This window comes from Pseudonocardia sp. HH130630-07 (genome assembly GCF_001698125.1).
Classification (GTDB): domain Bacteria; phylum Actinomycetota; class Actinomycetes; order Mycobacteriales; family Pseudonocardiaceae; genus Pseudonocardia.
Map to the genome: position 1 here is coordinate 3,351,032 of NZ_CP013854.1, position 19,181 is coordinate 3,370,212.

The following is a 19,181-nucleotide window of genomic DNA, read 5'->3' on the forward strand; positions in this document are numbered from 1 at the left end:
TCGTGACGTGATCACCGGCCGTCCGCACCCGGAGCGTGTCCCCCGATCCGGTGATGGACGCCGGGGATCGACGAGCGGAGCCGTGCGTGCTCCGGCCGGAGGTCGTCGATCCGGGTCACGCCGAGCAGTTGCAGCGTCCGTTCCACCTCGGCCCGCAGGATCTCCACGGCCCGCGCCACCCCGGCCTCGCCGCCGGCCATCAGCCCGTACAGGTAGGCCCGGCCGACCAGCGCGGCCCTGGCACCGAGCGCCACGGCCGCCACGACGTCGCCGCCGTGCAGGATCCCGGTGTCGACCAGCACCTCGGCGTCGTCGCCCAGCTCCTGCACCACCGGTTCGATCAGCTCCGCCGGGACCGGGGCGCGGTCCAGCTGGCGGCCGCCGTGGTTGGACAGCAGGACGGCGTCCGCGCCCGCGCCGACGACCCGGCGGGCGTCCGCCGTCGACTGGATCCCCTTGATCACGAGCGAGCCGCTCCAGGCCTCCCGCAGCCAGGCCACGTCGTCCAGGGTCAGCGCCGGGTCGAAGACCTGGTTGATCATCTCGAACGGCGAGCGGCCGCCCGCGGCGAGGCTCTCGAACGTCAGCGGCTCGGTGGTGAGCAGGTCGAACCACCAGCGGGGGCGCCGGGCGCCGTCCAGCACGGTGCGCAGCGACAGCGCCGGCGGGATGGACAGGCCGTTGCGGGCGTCGCGCCGCCGGTTGCCGCCGACCGGGGTGTCGACGGTCAGCATCAGGGTGTCGTAGCCCGCGGCCGCCGCCCGCGCGACCAGCTCGCGGGCGACCGAGCGGTCCCGCCACAGGTAGAGCTGGAACCAGTGCCGGCCACCGGCCCCGGCCTCGGCGACGGCCTCGATCGTCGTCGAGCCCATCGTGGACAGCGCGTAGGGGACCCCGGCCCGCGCCGCCGCGGCGGCGACCGCCCGTTCGCCCGCCGTGTGCATCATGCGGGTGAAACCGGTCGGTCCCAGCGCGAACGGCAGTGCCGACCGGGTGCCGAGGATGTCGCGCCCGGTGTCGACCCGGGACACGTCGCGCAGCACGGTCGGGGTGAACTCGACCGACGCCCACACCTCCCGGGCCCGGCGCAGGCTCACCTCGTCCTCGGCGGCGCCGTCGGTGTAGTCGAAGACCGCCCGCGGTGCCCGGCGCCGGGCCAGCTCCCGCAGGTCGCCGACGCTGGTGGCGCGGGCCAGCCGGGCGGTCGTCCGGTGCAGCGTGACCGGGGCCGGGCGCAGCAGCGGGGCGAGTTCGGACGGGCGGGGGATGCGACGGTGCACCATGGGCCGACCGTACGGCCCGGTCCGGCCGGGTACCAGCGGCCTCAGCCGCGGCGGCGCAGCAGCTCGTAGGCCGCGACCGCACCCGCGGAGGCGACGTTGAGGGACTCGACGCCGCCGTACATCGGCAGCGACAGGACACTGTCGATCCGCTCGCGGACCGGCTCGGTCAGCCCGTCGGTCTCGTTGCCCAGCACCAGCGCGATCCGGGGCGGGAGGTCGGCGTCGAGCAGCGAGTCGCCGCCCGCGTCGAGCCCGAACACCGCGAAGCCCGCGTCGCGGAGCAGGTCCAGGCCGTCGGCCGCGGTGCTGCAGCGCAGCACCGGGGCGCCGAAGGCCACGCCGGCCGACGCCTTGATGACCAGCGGGTCGATCGCGGGCACCCCGCGCCGGGGCAGCAGCACGCCGTCGAGACCGGCGGCCGTCGCGCTGCGCAGGATCATCCCGACGTTCGACGGGTTGGTCACCGCGTCCAGCACGATGACCGACGCCGGCCGGCGGCTGCCCAGGTCGGACAGGAACACCGGCAGCGGTGCCATCCGCGGTGCGACGACGTCGGCCAGCACGCCCTGGTCGTGCCGCCCGTTCCCGGCGAGCACCTTCACCCGCTGCGCCGACGCCCTGGTGACCGGCACCCCGCGCCGCCGGGCCGCCGCGGTGATCTCGCGCTCCCCGGCGCCGCGCACCGAGTCGGCGAGCACCACCTTGTCGACCTGCAGGTCCGCGTCCGCGAGGGCCTCCAGGACGGGTTTGCGGCCGTAGACCGTGATGAACCTGTCCTTCGGGGACACCGGGTCGGGCGCTGGGTCGCTCACACCCACCAGCCTCGCACGTAGGATCGCGGCCATGCCGTCCCGGCTCTCCCCGCTCGACGCCTCCTTCCTGTACCTGGAGGAGGCGACCACACCCATGCACGTCGGCGGGCTCGCCGTGTTCGACCGGCCGGACGACGGCTTCGACTACGACCGGCTCGTCGAGCTGATCGAGCAGCGGCTCGCGCTCGTGCCGCGCTACCGGCAGAAGGTCCGGCACGTGCCGGGGAACCTGGCCCGCCCGGTGTGGGTCGACGATCCCGAGTTCGACGTCGCCTACCACGTGCGGCGCTCCGCGCTGCCCCGTCCGGGCAGCGAGGAGCAGCTCGTCGACCTGGTCGGGCGGCTGATGTCGCGGCCGCTGGACCACGCCCGCCCGCTGTGGGAGATGTACCTGATCGAGGGTCTGGAACCGGCCGCGGACGGCCGGGGCGCCGGGCGGGGCCGGGCGGCCGTGCTCACCAAGACCCACCAGGCGATGGTCGACGGGATCTCGGCGATCGACATCGGGCAGGTGATCCTCGACGTCTCGGCCGAGCCCCGGGAGACGCCCGACGAGCTGTGGATGCCCCGCCCGGAGCCGACCGACGGCCAGCTCCTGCTCGACGCCGTCGGCGAGGCCGTGACCCGGCCGACCGAGGTGGTGGACAACGTCCGGGTCGCCGCGGGGGACGCGATCGCGACCGTCGGCAAGCTCGCCGGCGCGGCCGGGCACGTCCTCACGATGGCCCGGACCGCGGGCCGCCGGGCGCCCGGGCTGCCGCTGAACGCCCAGATCTCCACCCAGCGCCGGTTCGCGCTGGCCCGCACCGACCTGGAGGCCTACCGCACGGTGCGTGCGGCCTACGGCTGCGACGTCAACGACGTCGTCCTCGCCGTGATCGCCGGTGCGCTGCGGACCTGGCTGATGACGCGCGGCGAGCCGGTCGGGGGGTCGTCGACGGTGCGGGCGCTGGTCCCGTTGTCGGTGCGCGGCGAGGGCGACGTGCCCAGCTCGGCGACCGGCGGCTCGCTCGGCAACCGGGTGGCGTCGTTCCTGGTCGACCTGCCGGTGGGCGAGCCGAGCCCGCTGGTCCGGCTGCACCAGGTCACCCACCAGATGCGCGAGCACACCGACACCGGCGACGCCGTCGGCGCGGCCACGCTGGTGCGGATCGGCGGGTTCGCCCCGCCGACCCTGCACGCGGTCGGGGCCCGCGCGGCCAGTGGCATGTCCCGGCACTTCTTCAACCTGGTGGTGACCAACGTCCCCGGACCGCAGTTCCCGCTCTACGCGGCCGGGGCCCAGATGCTGGAGATGTTCCCGGTGGTGCCGCTGGCGAAGGGCCAGGCCGTCTCGATCGGCCTGACCAGCTACGACGGTGGTGTCTACTACGGCCTGAACGGTGACCGGGACGCCATGGGCGACATCGAGGTGCTGGCGGGGATGGTGCACGAGTCGCTCGACGAGCTGCTCGAGACCCTGCGCTGAGCCCGCCGCCCGAGCACCGTCCCGAGCACGAGGAGAGAGGACCCCGACGTGCGGATCTACCTGCCCGCGACCTGGCCGATGCTGGCCAGGACGGTGAAGACCGGCAGCTTCGAGCCGCTCGGCGGCACCGCGTTCGCGCTGACCCCGAAGCTGCGCGAGTCCTACGTCGCCGGTGACGAGGAGGAGCTGGAGTACGCGGCGATGAACGAGGCCGCACGGGCCTCGCTGCGCCTGCTCTCGGTGGAGTTCGGGCTCGGCGAGGACGGCACCCCGGCCCGCCGGGTGGTCGTGGCCGCCGACACCGACGACGTCACCGTCCGACCCGACCTCGACGACGGCGCGGTCCGGGTGAGCGGCCCGGTCCCGGTCGCGAAGATCGCCGCCGTGCACGTCGACCTGCCGGAGGCCGAGCACGCCGTCCGGGAGGCCGCCGGTGCGGTCGACAAGGCGGACCTGGGCGACATGGACGCCGAGTTCCTGGTCGGCGAGGCCGAGGACTTCGAGCTGGCCTGGTACGCGGCGTCGGAGCTGGCGTTCCTCGTCGAGCTGGGCTGAGTGCGAGCCGGGCCGGTGCCGCTCAGCCCTGGACCGGCGGGTCGATCGTGACCGGAGCGCCCCAGTCCCGGTAGCGGACCAGCAGGTCGAGGGTCCCGGCGCCGGGCAGCTGCTGGCGGATCCGGGTGCGCAGCGGCCTGCGGTCGGCGTCGAGCCAGATCTCGGTGCTGAGCCGGGTCACCCCGGCCCGCTGCTGCGCGGCGAGCGCCTCGCGCCGCTGCGGGTCGTGCTCCCCGGCGATCGCCCGGACCAGGTCGACGACGAGCGTGTAGTGCACCGCCGGGGTGCCGTCGACGTCGTCGTCGCGGGCGTCGGCGACCAGCACCGCGTCCGGGTAGCGGTTCACCGCGCCGAGCGGGTCGGCCCCGCCCGCGACGTTCGCCGCGACCGTGGCGTCGACCGCGGACGCGGGCGGCATCGGCGTCCGCCCCGGCTCGCCCCAGCCGCCACCCGGGGGCCGTAGCCAGGTCCGGGTGCCGATCCGGACGAGATCGACCGGGCGGGCCGTGCCCTCCGGGCCGGTGAGCAGCACCAGCCGCACCGCGGGCGCCGCGCCCGCCGGGTCGACGCGCAGCGCGCCGTCCCCGCTGACCGGTACCGGGCCACCGGTACCGGTGAGGGTCCCGGCCACGTCCAGCGTCGCCGTGCGGTCGGTGCGGGTGCGCGCGGTGACGTCGGCGAGCATCGGCGCGGGGTCGTAGTACTTGGGCAGCGCGGCGGGCGCCGGATCCTCCTGCCCGGGGACCGACCCCAGGGAACCGGGCCAGGCGCAGCCGGACAGCAGCCCGGCGAGCACGGCCGTGCCGGCGGCCAGTGCCGCTCGCCGCCTTACCGGCACCCGCATCCCCCGTGTGTGGTCCGTGTGGCCCTGTGTGGCCATGCTCGCTCAGCCCTGGTGCAGCGCCACGAGGATGCGGCGCAACGCCTCGAGTCTGCCTCCGCCGAGGCCACCGGCGGTGACCAGGTCGTCCAGTGCGCACTCCGGATCGGCGGGCGGCCCCAGGTGCCCGCAGCCGCGCGGGCAGTCGTCGATCGCGGCGGCCAGGTCGCCGAACGCCGCGACGACGTCGTCCGGCCCGACGTGGGCCAGCCCGAACGAGCGCACGCCCGGGGTGTCGACCACCCAGCCGTCGGCGTGCGGGAAGGCCAGCGCCGCGGTGGTGGTGTGCCGCCCCTTCCCGACGCCCGAGACCCGCCCGGTGGCTTGGTCCGCGGCCGGGACGATCGCGTTGACCAGCGTCGACTTGCCCACCCCGGAGTGCCCGACCAGCGCGCACAGCCGCCCGGCGAGCTCCGCCCGCAGGGCGTCGAGGCCCTCCGGCGGCCCGGTGTCCGGCCGCCCGGTGACGACCACCGGCACCCCGAGTTCGCGGTACCGCACGGCGAACGGCTCGGGATCGGCCAGGTCGGACTTGGTCAGGCACAGGACGGGCTGCAACCCGCCGGCGAACGCGGCGACCAGGCAGCGGTCCACGAACCCGGTGCGCGGCACCGGATCGGCGACCGCGGTGACGACGATCAGCCGTTCCGCGTTCGCGACGACCACCCGCTCGTAGGGGTCGGTGTCGTCCGCGGTCCGCCGCAGCACGGTGTCCCGGTCGGTGACCCGCACGATCCTGGCCAGCGTGTCCGGCTCGCCGGAGAGGTCGCCGACGAGGTCCACCCGGTCCCCGACGACGACCGGCGTCCGGCCCAGCTCACGGGCCCGCATCGCGACCACCGGCGGCCGGCCCAGGTCGGCGTCGACGGCGCACGTCCAGCGGCCCCGGTCGACCGAGGTGACCATGGCCCGGGTGGCGTCGGCGTGCGCGGGGCGGCGCTTGCTGCGCGGCCGGGAGCCGCGCCGGCCCGGCCGGACCCGGACGTCGGACTCGTCGAGGGCGTGGACGTCGTGGCGGCGGGGCACGTCTCAGCCGTTCCCCGGCGTCCCGAGCAGCGCCGCCCACCGGCCGGGGAAGTCCGGGATGGTCTTGGCCGTGCAGCCGACGTCGTCGACGAGCACCCCGGGCACCACCAGCCCGATGATCGCCCCGGCGGTGGCCATCCGGTGGTCGGCGTAGGCGCCCCACGGCCGGTCGGCGCGGCCGGTGAGCGGCTTCGGCTCGATCACCAGCCCGTCCTCGGTCTCGGTGACCGAGCCGCCGAGCGCGGTGATCTCGTTCGCGATCGCGGCCAGCCGGTCGGTCTCGTGGCCGCGGATGTGCCCGATGCCGCGCAGCCGCGAGGTGTCCCCGGCCAGCGCGGCGATCGCGGCGACGGTCGGGGCGAGCTCCCCGGCGTCGTGCAGGTCGACGTCCACCCCGGACAGCCGGTCCGGCCCGGTGACGGTCAGCCCGTCGGCGGAACGGGTGACGGTCGCGCCGAACCGTTCCAGCACCGGGAGCACGTCCACCCCGGGCTGGGTGGTCTCGGCGGGCCAGTCGCGCACGGTGACCCGCCCGCCGGTGACGGCCGCGGCGGCCAGGAACACCGACGCGTTCGACAGGTCCGGCTCGACCGCCCAGTCCCGGGCGGCGACCGGGCCGGGCTCGACCCGCCAGGTGTTCGGCTCGTCGTCGTGCACGGTGACGCCTGCGGTCCGCAGCATGGCGACGGTCATCGCGATGTGCGGCAGCGAGGGCAGCGGCTTGCCGTCGTGGTGCACGGTGACGCCGCGCTCGAACAGCGCGCCGGACAGCAGCAGCCCGGACACGAACTGCGAGGACGCCGAGGCGTCGATCGTCACCTCGCCGCCCCGGACCGGCCCGCCGGACTGCACGAACGGCAGGGCGTCAGCGTCGGTCGTGCCGTCGATCCGGGCGCCGAGCTCGCGCAGCGCACCCAGCACGGTGCCCATCGGGCGCTTGCGGGCCCACGGGTCGCCGTCGAAGCGGGTGGTGCCGGTCGCGGTCGCGGCCGCCGGGGGGACGAACCGCATGACGGTCCCGGCGAGCCCGCAGTCGACCTCGGCCGGCCGGTCGCCGGAGCCGCCGCGCAGCCCGTCGTGCGCGGCGAACCGCACCGTCTCGCCGTCGGTGTCCGCGACGGCGCCGAGCGCGGACAGCGCGCCGGTCATCAGCGCGGTGTCCCGGGTGGCGGGGGCACCGGTGACGCGTGCGTCCCCGCCGGACAGCGCGGCGAGCAGCAGCGCGCGGTTGGTCACCGACTTCGACCCCGGCACCGAGACGGTTCCGGTCACCGGGCCGTCGGGGGTGGGGGCGCTCCAGTTGCTCACGCACCCATCTTCTCCCACGTGCCAGGATGGGGTGCATGTGCGGCCGTTACGCCTCCACGAAGGCCCCCGCCGACCTGGCCGGCGAGTTCCGCGCCGTCGACGCCACCGACGCCACCGCGGAGTCCGCGCGCGCCGACTACAACGTGGCGCCCACGAAGGACATCACGGTCGTCGTCGAGCGGCACCCGCGCGACGAGCAGGGCGAGCCCGACCCGGACAGCACCGAGCGGTCGCTGCGCACGGTCCGGTGGGGGCTCGTGCCGTTCTGGTCGAAGGACCCCTCGGCCGGCGCCCGGATGGTCAACGCCCGGTCGGAGACGATCACCACGAAACCCGCGTTCCGCCGGGCCGCGGCGTCGCGGCGCTGCCTGTTCCCGATGGCCGGCTGGTACGAGTGGCAGCGCTCGGCGGCCGTCCCGAAGAGCGAGGGCGGCACCGGGAAGCCGACCAAGCAGCCGTACTTCACGCACTACGCCGACGGCGCGACGATGGCGATGGCCGGGATCTGGGAGTTCTGGCGCCCGGGGAACGACGCGGGGCAGGACCTGCACGAGCGTTACCCCGACGGCCTGGTCACCGCCTGCGTGCTCACCACCGGGGCGGTCGGCCCGCTGGCCCAGGTGCACGACCGGATGCCGCTGGTGCTGCGCCCCGACGACTGGGCCGACTGGCTCGACCCGGACACCGGTTCCGGCGCCGATCGGGTGTCGCGGCTGCTCGCCCCGCCCACCCCGGAGCTCGTCTCGACGCTGGAGATCCGCCCGGTCTCCCCGGAGGTCAACAGCGTCCGCAACAACCGGCCCGAGCTGCTCGACCGCATCCCCGACGACGAGGTGCGCGAGCCGATCCAGCTCGACCTGCTCTCGTGAACCGTTCCGCCGACGTCGTCGGCACCCCGCGCGGCCCGGCCCGGGTGACCCTGCACCGCAGCGGTTCCGCAGGTGGCCTGCTGCTGCTCGGACACGGAGCGGGCGGCGGGATCGAGGCCCCTGACCTGGTCGCCGCGACCACCGCGGCGACCGCCGCCGGGTTCGACGTCGGGCTGGTCGAGCAGCCCTACCGGGTGGCCGGGCGGCGCGCACCGGCCCCGGCCGGGCACCTGGACGAGGCGTGGACCGCGGTCGCCGCCGCGGTGTCCGACGGGCGGCCGCTCGTCGTCGGCGGGCGCAGCTCCGGGGCGCGGGTGGCCTGCCGCACCGCACCGGTCGTGGGCGCCGCCGGCGTGCTGTGCCTGGCGTTCCCGCTGGTCCCGCCGGGGCGCCCGGAGAAGACCCGGCAGCCCGAGCTGGACGGGGCCGGGGTCCCGGTGCTGGTGGTGCAGGGGCGCAGCGACCGGTTCGGGGTGCCCGGCCCGGGGCCGGACCGCGCGGTCGTGCTGCTCGACGGCGACCACGGGCTGAAGAAGCAGCACGGGGAGCTGCGGGATGCGGTGGGGGACTGGCTGGGCCGGGTGCTGCGTCAGTCGCCGTGAACGGCGCGCTGGTACCGGGCGTGCCCGTCGAGGTCGAGCGCGTCCTCCGGGGCGAGGGTCGGGATGACGCTCATGGCGGCCAGCAGGCGGCTCGCCGCGTCCTGCCGCTCGGCGCGCCGCTCCGGCGGCAGCACGACGTCGACGCCGCGGGCGGTCAGCAGCATCACGACGTCCTCGATGAGCTGGTCGCGGGGGTATCCGGACCACTCCACGGCTAGACCCAGTCCCGGCCGGTGATCTTCTCGTAGACGTCGACGTAGCGCGCCCGGGTCGCCTCGACGACGTCGTCGGGCATCTCCGGGCCGGGCTCGGTCTTGTCCCAGCCGGTGGTCAGGCTCCAGTCGCGGACGAACTGCTTGTCGTAGGCACGCTGGCCGCCGGCGCGGCCGGGCTCCCACTCCTCCTGGCGCCAGAACCGCGAGGAGTCCGAGGTGAGGACCTCGTCGCCCAGGGTCAGGGTCCCGTCGGCGGACCAGCCGAACTCGAGCTTGGTGTCGGCGATGACGACGCCGCGCTCGGCGGCCAGCGCGGCACCGCGGGTGTAGATCTCCAGGGTCAGCTCGCGCAGCCGTTCGGCGACCTCGCGCCCCTCCTGGTCGACGACCTCGGAGAAGCCCATGAACTCGTCGTGCCCGGTGTCGGAGACCTTGGTGGTCGGGGTGAAGACGGGCTCGGGGAGCCTGCTGCCCTCGACCAGGCCCGGCGGCAGCGCGACACCGGAGATCGCACCGTCGCGCTGGTACTCGCGCAGTCCGAGACCGGCCAGGTAGCCGCGCGCGATGCACTCCACCTGGATCATCCGCAGCGGCTTCGCCCGGACCGCCCGGCCGGCGAACTCGGCCGGGACGTCGTCGACGGAGACCACGTGGTTCGCCACGACGTCGGCGAGCTCGTCGAACCAGAACGCGGACAGCGCGGTGAGCAGCTTGCCCTTGTCCGGGACGGGAGTGGGGAGGCCGACGTCGTAGACGGAGACGCGGTCGGTCGCGACCAGGAGCAGGTCCCCGTCGTCGAGCCGGTAGAGGTCGCGCACCTTGCCGCTGTGGATCAGTTCCATGGCTCGCTCCATCACTCGCCGAGTACGTACTCGTAGGTGGTCCATCGCCCGGGTGGGGACGCCGACTCGCCGTACTCCACGACGTCGCCGTCGGCGTCCAGCCAGCGGTTGCGCCGGAGCAGGACGACCGAGCCCGGCGCCACGCCCAGCTCGGCCGCGTCCTCCGCGGTGGCGGTCCCGGCCGCGAGTTGGTCCCGCCCCGAGATGACGACGCGACCGGTCCGCTCCTCGACGTAGCGGGCGGTCCCCTGCGGGATGCGCTCGGCGACGAGCAGGGCCGGGCACCGGCCGGCCAGGGAGCCGTCGAACCAGCTGGTCGAGGTGGACAGCGGGGTGCCGGACCCGTCGAGGGTGGTGCGCCGGCGGCGGATCACGCCGGAGCCGGCGTCGACCCCGAGTGCCGAGGCGACCTGGTCGGACGCGGTGGTGAAGTCGGCCGCCACGATCCGGGCCCGCTGACCCGGCGGGTAGATCCGCCCGGTCCGGCGGAACGAGGAGCCGCGTTCCTGGGGCGAGTGGGTGGTCGTGGAGCCGGTGACGACGGTGCCGATCCCGGGTACCCCGCGCACCAGGCCCTCGGCGCGCAGCGTGGCGAGGGCCTTCGTCGCGGTGGCGAGCGCGATCTCCCAGTCGGCCGCGATCTGCCGGGCGGACGGGACGAGGTCGCCCTCGGCGAGACGCCCGGAGAGGACGTCGTCCCGGATGCGGCGGACGACCCGGAGGTAGGGAGGCTCCGGGCGGTCGGATCGTGTCATGCGCTCTCCTTCCCCGTCGCCGAACTGTACTAGTGAGTGTGCTGGTCGCCAGTACTAGGACAGTGCGCTAGTGTCATAGGACACAGGTTCCTGTCGACGATGGAGGGCATCGCCGTGGCTGCCGTGAGACGACCCGTGCCCGCACGACGATGATCGACCCGGCGGAGGAGGACGCGCTGGTGTGCTTCATCGAGGCGCATCCCGACCTGCTCACGGTGCTGCTGGCGGAGCACCGTCCGGACCGGTCCGAGGGGGCTCCGGGCGTCGCGTACTGCCGTGGGTGCGCGGGTCAGATCCGGGCGACCCGCTGGCCGTGCTCGCTGCACTCCGCGGCGGAACGTGCCCGCGGGCGGGTGGCACTGGCCGCGCGGGCGGCCGAGGAGCTGGCCCGGCTGCGGGCCGAGGCCGCGGACGAGGGGTGCGAACTCGTCATCGACCGCCGCGACACCCAGTCCGGGCCGCCCCGGGAGTGACCGCCCGGGCGGCCCCGCCCACCTGCGGTCAGACCGCGTCCGGCTTCGGCCCGAACCCGAACTCGGCCCCGAAGCCGCTGTCCAGCAGCGCACCGATCCGCCCCGGTGGCAGCGGCTCCGACATCAGGAACCCCTGGCCGTCGTCGCAGCCCACCGACCGCAGGTGCTCCGCCTGCTCGACGGTCTCCACCGACTCGGCGATGACGCGCAGGCCCAGGCTGTGCGCCAAGTCGATCATCGCCGAGAGGATCACCGGGCTGTCGACCTCGTGCGCGGTGTCCCGCCCCGGTGCGTCCCGCGCGGAGACGAACGACCCGGCCAGCTTCAGCACGTCGACCGGCAGCCGGTGCAGGTAGGCCAGGTTCGAGTAGCCGGTACCGAAGTCGTCGATCGCGATCCGGACGCCCAGCCGGGACAGTTCCTGCAGGGCCTCGACCGGTCGTCCGCTCGCGGACATGAGGTCGCTCTCGGTGAGCTCCAGCTGCAGCGACTCCGCGGGCCAGCCGGTCTCGCCGAGCACCTCGACGATCCGCTCGACGGCGTCGTCCTGGCGCAGCTGCCGCCCCGCGATGTTGACGCTCAGCACGAACGACCGGCCGGGGTCGGCGGCGACCCAGTCCTGCGCGTCCGAGCAGGCGCGGTGCAGCAGGTGCAGGCCGAGCGGCACGATCAGCCCGCTCTGCTCGGCCAGCGGGATGAACACGTCCGGTCCCAGCCGGTCGCCGTCCGCGGTCCGCCAGCGGGCCAGCGCCTCGACACCGGTGACGCTGCCGTCGGCGAACGAGACCAGCGGCTGGTACTCCAGGTCGAACTCGCCGCGGTCCAGCGCGCCGGGCATCCGCCCGGCCAGCTCGAACAGGTGCACGTCGTTGCGGTGCCGGGCCAGGTCGAACACCGCGATCCGGTCCCGGCCGTCCCGCTTGGCCCAGTACATCGTGGTGTCGGCGGCCTGCATCAGCTCGGCCGCGCCACCCCGGTACCGCGGGCCGGAGGCGTCCTCCGGGACCGGCCACGCGACGATCCCGATGCTCGCCGACACCACGACCTCGCGGCCGCGCAACCGGACCTGGCGGCGCACGACCTCCAGCGCCCGCTCGGCCACCGACCGCAGCTGGTCGGCCCCGGGGCAGTCCTCGACGAGCACCACGAACTCGTCGCCGCCCATCCGGGCCACGGTGTGCCCGTCGTCGCCGAGCGCCTCGTGCAGGCGCTGCGCGACGGTGCGCAGCAGCTGGTCCCCGGCGTCGTGGCCGAGGGTGTCGTTGACCGCCTTGAAGCCGTCGAGGTCCAGGTAGCAGACGCCGATCTTGGCGTCCGGCCCCGCGTCCAGGGCGGCGGTGAGCCTGCGGAAGAACAACGCCCGGTTGGGCAGCCCGGTCAGCGGGTCGTGCTCGGCCTGGTGGCGCAGCCGCGACTGCAGCCGGTGCCGCTCGGTGACGTCCTCGATCATCGCGACCAGGTGCCGGGGCGAGCCGTCCGGATCGCGGATCAGGGAGACGACGAGCTGCGTCCAGACCTGCTCGCCGTCCTTGCGGAAGTAGGTCTTCTCGGTCCGGACGTGGCCGACCCGTCCGGCGAGCATCGCCTGGATCTGCGGCCACATCTCGGGGGTGTCCTGCGGGTGGATGAACTCGAACACCGAACGCCCGACGAGTTCACCCGGCCGGTACCCGAGCATGTCGGTCAGTGCCCGGTTGGCCTCCAGGATCCGACCGCCCACGTCGGCGACGCTGATCCCCAGTGCGGTGTTCTCGAAGACCGCGCCGTAGCGGGCCTCGGAGCGCCAGCGGGCGTTCTCCGCGGCGCTGCGGGCGGCGAACGCGGCGGTGCTGATCCGGTCCTGCTCGGTGCGGGTCCGCTCCTGCAGGGTGCGCGCGTAGCCGGCCGAGAGCGCGCCGACCGCGGCGGTGAACCGTTGCAGCCGGGCCGGGTCGGTGATCCGGTCGGTGAAGTGCGCCGACAGCACGTCCAGCGAGCAGCGCAGCGCGGCCGAGTCGGTCAGGTGCGCGGCGACCAGCTCCGCCCCGACGTCCGCGGCCATCTCGACCTCGGCCCGGCCGTCGACGACGGCGGTCGTCCACCACGCCGCCCCCGACAGCAGGCCGTACAGCTCGGCGCGACCCGCCGAGACGAACCCGCGGGCGTGGATCGCCGCCACCCAGGCGTCGGCCAGTTGCTCGACGCCCGGATCGTGCCGCCCGCCGGCGTCAGCCGGTACGGGACCGCCCACTCGGTCTCCTCAAGATCACGCGTGGGGCGTCTCCGCTCAGCAGCGGGCCACAGCGGCCAGGCCCGGATAGCCCTGCGCCTCCGGCCCGACCGGGGACTCCGGCCGCCACAGCGGTATCCGCACCACTCCTGGTTCCAGTAGTTCGAGCTCGCCGAACAGCGAGCGCAGCTCGGAGCTGCTCCGCATCCGCATCGGATTCGGCGACTGATCGCGGTTGTAGACCTTCTCGGCCAGATGTGCACCCGCATGGCCGCCTTCGTCGCTCGCATGGGTGACGACGACGTGGCTCCCGGGGACCGTCGCGTCCGCGAACGTCCGGATTATCCCCGCCGGGTCGGCGGCGTCCGGCACGAAGTGCAGCACCGACACGAGCAGCACCGCGACCGGCTGGGACAGGTCCAGGTGCGTCCGCGTCAGCGGCGCCTCCAGTATCCGGGCCGGGTCGGTGAGGTCGGCGGCCAGCACCTCGGTGCTGTCGTCGTCGGCCAGCAGGGCCCTGCTGTGCACGACCGCGATCGGGTCGTTGTCGACGTAGAGCACCCGCGGGTCCGGGCACGTCGCCGCGGCGATCTCGTGCACGTTGCCCGCGGTCGGGATGCCGGAACCCAGATCGAGGAACTGGGTGATGCCCTGCGCGCACAGGTGGCGCACCACCCGGCGCAGGAACGACCGGTTGGCCTGGGCCACCGTCGCCATCTCCGGGAGCGCGGCCAGCACCTGCTCCGCGAAGCGGCGGTCGGCCTCGAAGTTGTGCGACCCGCCCAGGTAGTAGTCGTAGACCCGGGCGACGCTCGGGCGGGTGATGTCGACCTCGTCAGGTGCCCACGCCGGTCTGTCCATTCGTTCCAACCCCGCAACCGTCTCGACGACCTCGGCGCTTGCGACACTACTTGCCGACGCCGGGCGCGGAAGGGGCACGGCCCGCTCAGCCTGCGGCGATCGGCGCCACGACGGCCGCGGTGAGGGTCACCAGGTCCGCCGGGGCCAGCTCGATCTCCAGCCCCCGGCGGCCGCCCGAGCAGAACACGGTCGGGTGATCGTGCGCCGAGGCGTCGAGGACGGTCGGCAGCCGCCTGCGCTGGCCGAGCGGGGAGATGCCGCCCGCCACGTAGCCGGTTGCGCGCTCGGCGTCGGCGACCGGGGCCAGGACCGCCTTCTTCCCGCCGGCCGCCGCGGCGAGCGCCTTCAGGTCGAGCTGCGCGGCGACCGGCACGATCCCCACGGTCATCGTCCCGTCGACCAGCGCGACGAGCGTCTTGAACACCCGGCGCGGGTCCTGGCCCATCGCCCGCACCGCCTCCTCGCCGTAGCCGGCGCCGGGACCGGTTGCCCCGTCCTGGTGCGGGTAGCTGTGCACCTCGTGCGGGATCCGGCGCTTCGCCAGCAGCGCCGTCGCCGGCGTGCCCTTCCCAGCCATCGCAACCCCTCCCTCCCGCAACCTACGACACCCCGCCGACGGTCCACTCATGGAGCTTTGCGGTTCCCCCGAGATCGTGGAGGGTTCTTATGCCGCGTCTCGGGTGAGGGCGGCGTTCTCGTAGTTGATCGGTGAGAGCCCGGCGGCGGCACTGTGTCGCCGCCGGTGGTTGTAGAAGCCGTAACACCAGTCGATGACCGCCGCCCGCGCCCTACTGATGGTGTCGAAGTCGTTGCGGGACAGCACTTCCCACTCCAGGCTGGAGAAGAACGCCTCCGCCGCGGCATTGTCGAAACACGACCCGACCCGGCCCATCGACTGACGGATGTCGAGCCGCCGACACAGAGCGGTGAACGCGCCCGCGGTGTAGGTCGACCCGCGGTCGGTGTGGAAGATCACCCCGGCGATTCGGTCCGCCCCGCCGCGGGCCGCCACCGCCATCCGGATCGCCGCACACGCCAGCTCGGCGTTCGGGTGCAGCCCCGTGGCCGCGCCGAGCAGCCGCCGCGAGTACAGGTCGATCACCGTGGCCAGATACAACTTCCCGGCCGCGGTGGGGATCTCGGTCATGTCCCCGACCCATCTGCGGTTCGGCTCGGCCGCAGTGAAACCCCGACGAAGCAGGTCCGGGAACTTCGGCGCCGTGCGGTCCTGGCGGGTCAGCCCGTTGTGCCGCTTGATCCGGCGGGCGACCAGGCCCTGGCGGCGCATCGAGTCCGCCACGGTCTTCTCCGACACCCGCCATCCGGCCTCACACAGGTCGGCGTGCAGACGGGGTGAGCCGTGTAGCCGCTGGGCGTCGTCGAACGCCACGGCCACGGCGGCGTCCAACGCGCAGCGGCGCTTCTCGGTCGCGGTGGCACCACCGTCGGAACGCGCGGCGCGGTCGAGCCACTTGTACAGCCAGGAGATCGACACCCCCAACAGGGCGCAGGCCAGCGTGTGCGGCACCCGGTGGAAGGTCCTCTGGTCGGCGATGAAACGGGCCACGCTCACTTCGTCGCCTCCTTGACCCACAGGACCACGGATCGCTTGAGGACATCACGCTCCATCCGCAGCTCGGCGTTCTCCGCGCGCAGCCGCTTGAGCTCCTCGACGCCGCCGCGAGACAGGCCCTCGGTGTCCTCGCGGGCCTCTCGTGCACGGGCCACCCAGTTGCCCAGCGTGCCCTCGTTGACCCCCAGGTCACGGGCGACCTGGGCGATCGGCTTGCCCGTCTCCTCCACGACCCGGACCGCTCCGTCACGGAACTCCCGGTCGTAGCGCTTCCGTACCTCTGGCATCGCTACCCCTTATAGCTGATGCCTCCCCGATCATGGGGGAACCGCATTCGGCAACATCCCCGACGGAGGCGGACACCGCTTCGTCGGACGCCGACAAGGCGCCCTGAACAAGCGGTCCACTCCCGGACTGCCCAGGGGAACCGACTACAAGCCGCGCACCGGCAGAGCGTTCGTCCACACCGTCATCGACGACCACTCCCGCGTCGCCTACGCCGAGATCCACAGCGACGAGAAAGCCGACACCGCCACCGGTGTGCTACGCCGGGCCGTGGACTGGTTGAACGCCCGCGGCGTGACCGTCGAACGGGTCCTGTCCGACAACGGCAGCTGCTACCGCTCACACGCCTGGCGTGACACCTGCAGCGAACTGGGCATCACCCACAAGCGAACCCGGCCCTACCGGCCTCAGACCAACGGCAAGATCGAACGTTTCCACCGCACCCTCGCCGACGGGTGGGCATACGCCCGCTTCCACCCCTGCGAAACGGCTCGGCGAGACGCGCTCCCCGGCTGGCTGCACTTCTACAATCACCACCGGCCCCACAGCGCAACCAACGGCCTACCGCCGATCAGTCGCCTGACCAACCTGCGGGCCTGTGCAAGGAACGGTGGTTCCGGCCCGACACGCCGGGCTCGGGTCCGGTGGGATGGGCACTGTGAGTGATGACATCGGACCTTGTGGGTTCAGCCAAGGATGAGACGGGTTCAGGGCGTCAGCTCTCGCCCGAGCAGGCCGCCGCGGCGGCGATGGTGGCCGACGCGCGAGCACGCGGCCTGGAGCTGACCGGCCCGGATGGGCTGTTGAAGCTGTTCACCAAGAACGTTCTGGAGACTGCGCTCGGGGAGGAGATGACCGAGCACCTCGGGCATGCAAAGAACCGGGCCGACCCGGACCGGGAATCGACGAACAACCGGAACGGTCACCGGTCGAAGACGGTGATCTCCGATGCTGTCGGGGAGGTCGAGATCGAGGTACCGAGAGACCGCGACTCGACGTTCGAACCCCAGATCGTTCGGAAACGGCAACGGCGGTTGGGGGATGTCGATGAGATCGTGTTGTCGCTGTACGCGAAGGGTTTGACGACCGGGGAGATCTCGGCGCATTTCTCGGAGATCTACGGGGCGTCGGTGTCGAAGGAGACCGTCTCACGGATCACCGACTCGGTGATCGCCGAGATGCAGGAATGGGTGTCGCGGCCACTCGATGCGGTGTACGTCGCGGTCTTCGTGGACGCGATCATGGTGAAGGTCCGCGACGGGCAGGTCGCCAACCGGCCCGTCTACGCGGCGATCGGGGTCACCGTCGACGGCCGCAAGGACGTGCTGGGCCTGTGGGCCGGCTCCGGTGGTGAGGGCGCGAAGTTCTGGCTGGGGGTGCTGACCGACCTGCGTAACCGCGGCATGCGGGACGTGTTCTTCCTGGTCTGCGACGGGTTGAAAGGCCTGCCCGAGGTGGTGGAGAACGTGTGGCCACAGACCATCGTGCAGACATGCATCGTGCACTTGATCAGGATCTCGTTCCGGTTGACGTCGCGGCGTGACACCGATGCGATCAAGCGAGGGATTCGGGCGATCTACACGGCCCCCACCGCCGACGCCGCTCTCGCTGCTCTCGATGACCTCGACGAGAAATGGGGTCGCACTTATCCGGCGATGATCCGGTTGTGGCGCAACGCCTGGACCGAGTTCGTTCCGTTCCTCGACTACGATGCCGAGATCCGTGCCGTGTTGTGTTCGACGAACGCGATCACTCAACGCCCGCTACCGCCGAGCGGTACGGGCGCGAGGGCATTTCCCCAGCGAGGCGGCCGCGTTGAAATGCCTGTACCTTGTGACCCGCAGCCTCGACCCGACCGGGCGAGGCCGCGCACGGTGGACGATCCGATGGAAGCCGGTGATCAACGCCTTCGCGATCACGTTCGGTGACCGCTGGCCGTCCGCCGAGCACTACTGACCAACAACGCCGGAACCACCGTTCCTGTTACAGACCCCCTGCCTGGACATCAGGGTGGGTCTGTAACAGGAACGGTGGTTCCGGCGTTCCTTGCACAGGCCCGGGAGCGACGCCGAGGGCGGCCGCGGGTTAGGACCTCCGGTCGCGCATCGCTGGCTGGGTGGACGCTGTTCAGCCCAGTAGGTCGCGGACCTCGCGGACGAGGTCGATGGAGGCGTCGATCTCGACCTTGCGGTTGGTGACGGTCTCGACGTTGATGCCGAACGGCAGGCCGAGTCGGCGGCAGAACGCGATCAAAGCGCGGGCGTTGAGGAGGCAGTGTTCGTACGAGGCGGCGAGTGGGTCACCGCGGTTGATCTCGGCACGGAGCCATCGCGGGACCTCGATGCCGAGCCAGGTCATGAACTCCAAGGTCTTCGCCGACCCACAGGGGGCCAGGGTCAGCACCACCGGGCGTGGGTCCAGGCCTTGGTCGCGGCAGTTGTGGGCGTAGTCGGACAGCAGGTTGCAGGTGCGGTTCAGGTCGTAGCAGATCTGCGAGACGAAGAACTCGCAGCCGGCCTCCTGCTTGCGCAGCATGCGCAGGTGCTCTGTGCCGGCTTCGGCATGACGTTCGGCGATGACGACGCCGCCCATCCGCGGCGGACGGGGCAGAGCGGCGTGTCGCCGGTATGCCTCCGGCAGGCTCGTCCGGACCATCTGATGCCGGGAGGCCGCGCCGACCAGCACGGTGAGCACCCTGCCTTGGTCGGCTTCCCCCAGCCACTGGTCCAGCTGGTCGGCGCCGTACTTGCCCACGGCGCGGTAGACGATCACCGAGCCGGCCCAGCCGGCGAGGTGGTGATCGAGGAAGTCGGCCGGGTCCATCATCGGCATGAACGGGAACGGTCGTGGCGCCTCGGTGCGGTCGGCCTCGGCGTCCACGTCGTAGAGGATGAGTCCATCGACATGCACCGACTCGAGCCGCGTCAGGGCCGCGGCGGCGATGCTGTCGGCCTGTTCGCGGGTACTGGACTGTCGTGGCGGGGTCAGTCCGTAGAGCAGCACACCGTCACGAGCGCGAGCCAGGAGTTCGGCGGCCGGGGCGATCGGAGCGGAAGCCATCTTTCGATCATGTCAGCCCTCACGGCAGAGCGGGCGGCATCATTTCCCGCTTGGCCGGGTTCGGGCGTTGGCGTCCCCGCGGTCTCTCCTGAACTCGCCGGCACT

The 19,181-nt window shown here is 73.2% G+C and carries 19 protein-coding genes and 2 pseudogenes; 7 read left to right on the forward strand and 14 right to left on the reverse strand.

Going from position 1 to position 19,181, the window contains the following annotated elements; all coding sequences use genetic code 11:
- Positions 1-11: 11 nt before the first annotated feature.
- Positions 12-1,283, reverse strand: a complete 1,272-nt coding sequence (locus AFB00_RS16295) for an alpha-hydroxy acid oxidase (RefSeq protein WP_068797952.1) — start codon at positions 1,281-1,283, stop codon at positions 12-14.
- A gap of 41 nt (positions 1,284-1,324) precedes the next feature.
- Positions 1,325-2,128, reverse strand: coding sequence for a TrmH family RNA methyltransferase (locus AFB00_RS16300; RefSeq protein WP_068797953.1), 804 nt, complete (start codon positions 2,126-2,128; stop codon positions 1,325-1,327).
- Between AFB00_RS16300 and AFB00_RS16305 the strand changes: the two genes are divergently transcribed.
- Both AFB00_RS16305 and AFB00_RS16310 read left to right on the forward strand, forming a co-directional pair.
- A complete protein-coding gene (locus AFB00_RS16305) occupies positions 2,127-3,563 on the forward strand; it encodes a WS/DGAT/MGAT family O-acyltransferase (protein WP_068797954.1) in 1,437 nt (478 codons plus the stop codon). The two genes, AFB00_RS16300 and AFB00_RS16305, sit on opposite strands and share 2 nt — an antisense overlap.
- Positions 3,564-3,611: 48 nt before the next feature.
- Positions 3,612-4,118, forward strand: a complete 507-nt coding sequence (locus tag AFB00_RS16310) for a DUF6912 family protein (RefSeq protein ID WP_068797955.1) — start codon at positions 3,612-3,614, stop codon at positions 4,116-4,118.
- Between the two features lie 22 nt (positions 4,119-4,140).
- On the opposite strand, the gene AFB00_RS16315 is transcribed toward AFB00_RS16310, so the two are convergent.
- From AFB00_RS16315 to aroA, 3 genes are read right to left on the reverse strand one after another with little or no spacing between them, the layout of a single operon-like run.
- Complete coding sequence (locus AFB00_RS16315; RefSeq protein WP_068797956.1) at positions 4,141-4,962, reverse strand: hypothetical protein; 822 nt, start codon at positions 4,960-4,962, stop codon at positions 4,141-4,143.
- 42 nt (positions 4,963-5,004) lie between these two features.
- Positions 5,005-6,024, reverse strand: coding sequence for a ribosome small subunit-dependent GTPase A (rsgA, locus tag AFB00_RS16320; RefSeq protein WP_068797957.1), 1,020 nt, complete (start codon positions 6,022-6,024; stop codon positions 5,005-5,007).
- 3 nt (positions 6,025-6,027) lie between these two features.
- On the reverse strand, positions 6,028-7,332 hold the full coding sequence (aroA, locus tag AFB00_RS16325; RefSeq protein WP_068797958.1) for a 3-phosphoshikimate 1-carboxyvinyltransferase: 1,305 nt from the start codon (positions 7,330-7,332) through the stop codon (positions 6,028-6,030).
- A 35-nt stretch (positions 7,333-7,367) separates the two neighbouring features.
- Here aroA and AFB00_RS16330 point away from each other — a divergent pair, with 35 nt between their 5' ends.
- Together AFB00_RS16330 and AFB00_RS16335 are read left to right on the forward strand one after the other, a co-directional pair.
- On the forward strand, positions 7,368-8,201 hold the full coding sequence (locus tag AFB00_RS16330; RefSeq protein ID WP_068797959.1) for an SOS response-associated peptidase: 834 nt from the start codon (positions 7,368-7,370) through the stop codon (positions 8,199-8,201).
- Positions 8,198-8,803, forward strand: coding sequence for an alpha/beta hydrolase family protein (locus AFB00_RS16335; protein ID WP_068797960.1), 606 nt, complete (start codon positions 8,198-8,200; stop codon positions 8,801-8,803). Before AFB00_RS16330 ends, AFB00_RS16335 begins: the two co-directional genes overlap by 4 nt.
- Here the strand turns inward: AFB00_RS16335 and AFB00_RS16340 are convergent.
- Genes AFB00_RS16340 through AFB00_RS16350 form a run of 3 tightly spaced genes read right to left on the reverse strand, consistent with a single transcriptional unit; the run spans position 8,791 to position 10,615 of the window.
- Positions 8,791-9,015 (reverse strand): hypothetical protein, encoded by a 225-nt coding sequence (locus tag AFB00_RS16340; protein WP_068797961.1) that lies wholly within the window; start codon positions 9,013-9,015, stop codon positions 8,791-8,793. The genes AFB00_RS16335 and AFB00_RS16340 overlap by 13 nt on opposite strands.
- Before the next feature lie 2 nt (positions 9,016-9,017).
- Positions 9,018-9,860 carry a phosphoribosylaminoimidazolesuccinocarboxamide synthase gene (locus tag AFB00_RS16345; RefSeq protein WP_068797962.1) on the reverse strand — a complete coding sequence of 281 codons (843 nt, stop codon included), beginning with the start codon at positions 9,858-9,860 and terminating at the stop codon, positions 9,018-9,020.
- Positions 9,861-9,871: 11 nt separating this feature from the next.
- Entirely contained in the window at positions 9,872-10,615 is a 744-nt protein-coding gene (locus tag AFB00_RS16350; protein WP_068797963.1) for a GntR family transcriptional regulator, read from the reverse strand.
- A gap of 149 nt (positions 10,616-10,764) precedes the next feature.
- Here AFB00_RS16350 and AFB00_RS33300 point away from each other — a divergent pair, with 149 nt between their 5' ends.
- The gene (locus AFB00_RS33300) at positions 10,765-11,088 is read left to right on the forward strand and encodes a hypothetical protein (RefSeq protein WP_068797964.1); all 324 of its coding nucleotides are present in this window, start codon (positions 10,765-10,767) and stop codon (positions 11,086-11,088) included.
- Positions 11,089-11,116: 28 nt separating this feature from the next.
- Here the strand turns inward: AFB00_RS33300 and AFB00_RS16360 are convergent, their stop codons facing one another.
- From AFB00_RS16360 to AFB00_RS16380, 5 genes are all read right to left on the reverse strand, one after another.
- Positions 11,117-13,318, reverse strand: a complete 2,202-nt coding sequence (locus AFB00_RS16360; RefSeq protein WP_068797965.1) for a putative bifunctional diguanylate cyclase/phosphodiesterase — start codon at positions 13,316-13,318, stop codon at positions 11,117-11,119.
- 36 nt (positions 13,319-13,354) lie between these two features.
- On the reverse strand, positions 13,355-14,158 hold the full coding sequence (locus AFB00_RS16365) for an SAM-dependent methyltransferase (protein WP_068797966.1): 804 nt from the start codon (positions 14,156-14,158) through the stop codon (positions 13,355-13,357).
- A gap of 85 nt (positions 14,159-14,243) precedes the next feature.
- The gene (ybaK, locus tag AFB00_RS16370) at positions 14,244-14,735 is read right to left on the reverse strand and encodes a Cys-tRNA(Pro) deacylase (RefSeq protein WP_068797967.1); all 492 of its coding nucleotides are present in this window, start codon (positions 14,733-14,735) and stop codon (positions 14,244-14,246) included.
- 87 nt (positions 14,736-14,822) lie between these two features.
- Entirely contained in the window at positions 14,823-15,731 is a 909-nt protein-coding gene (locus tag AFB00_RS16375; RefSeq protein WP_060710839.1) for an IS3 family transposase, read from the reverse strand.
- Entirely contained in the window at positions 15,728-16,018 is a 291-nt protein-coding gene (locus tag AFB00_RS16380) for a transposase (RefSeq protein WP_060710840.1), read from the reverse strand. The genes AFB00_RS16375 and AFB00_RS16380 overlap by 4 nt, the downstream gene beginning before the upstream one ends.
- 46 nt (positions 16,019-16,064) lie before the next feature.
- Here AFB00_RS16380 and AFB00_RS31975 point away from each other — a divergent pair.
- Together AFB00_RS31975 and AFB00_RS16385 are read left to right on the forward strand one after the other, a co-directional pair.
- Positions 16,065-16,682, forward strand: a pseudogene (locus AFB00_RS31975) (DDE-type integrase/transposase/recombinase); the annotation flags it as partial.
- Between the two features lie 83 nt (positions 16,683-16,765).
- Positions 16,766-17,972: pseudogene (locus tag AFB00_RS16385) on the forward strand (IS256 family transposase).
- A 171-nt stretch (positions 17,973-18,143) separates the two neighbouring features.
- Here the strand turns inward: AFB00_RS16385 and AFB00_RS16390 are convergent.
- Positions 18,144-19,076: a methylenetetrahydrofolate reductase gene (locus tag AFB00_RS16390; RefSeq protein ID WP_068797968.1), complete on the reverse strand. Its 933-nt coding sequence runs from the start codon at positions 19,074-19,076 to the stop codon at positions 18,144-18,146.
- Positions 19,077-19,181: the final 105 nt, after the last annotated feature.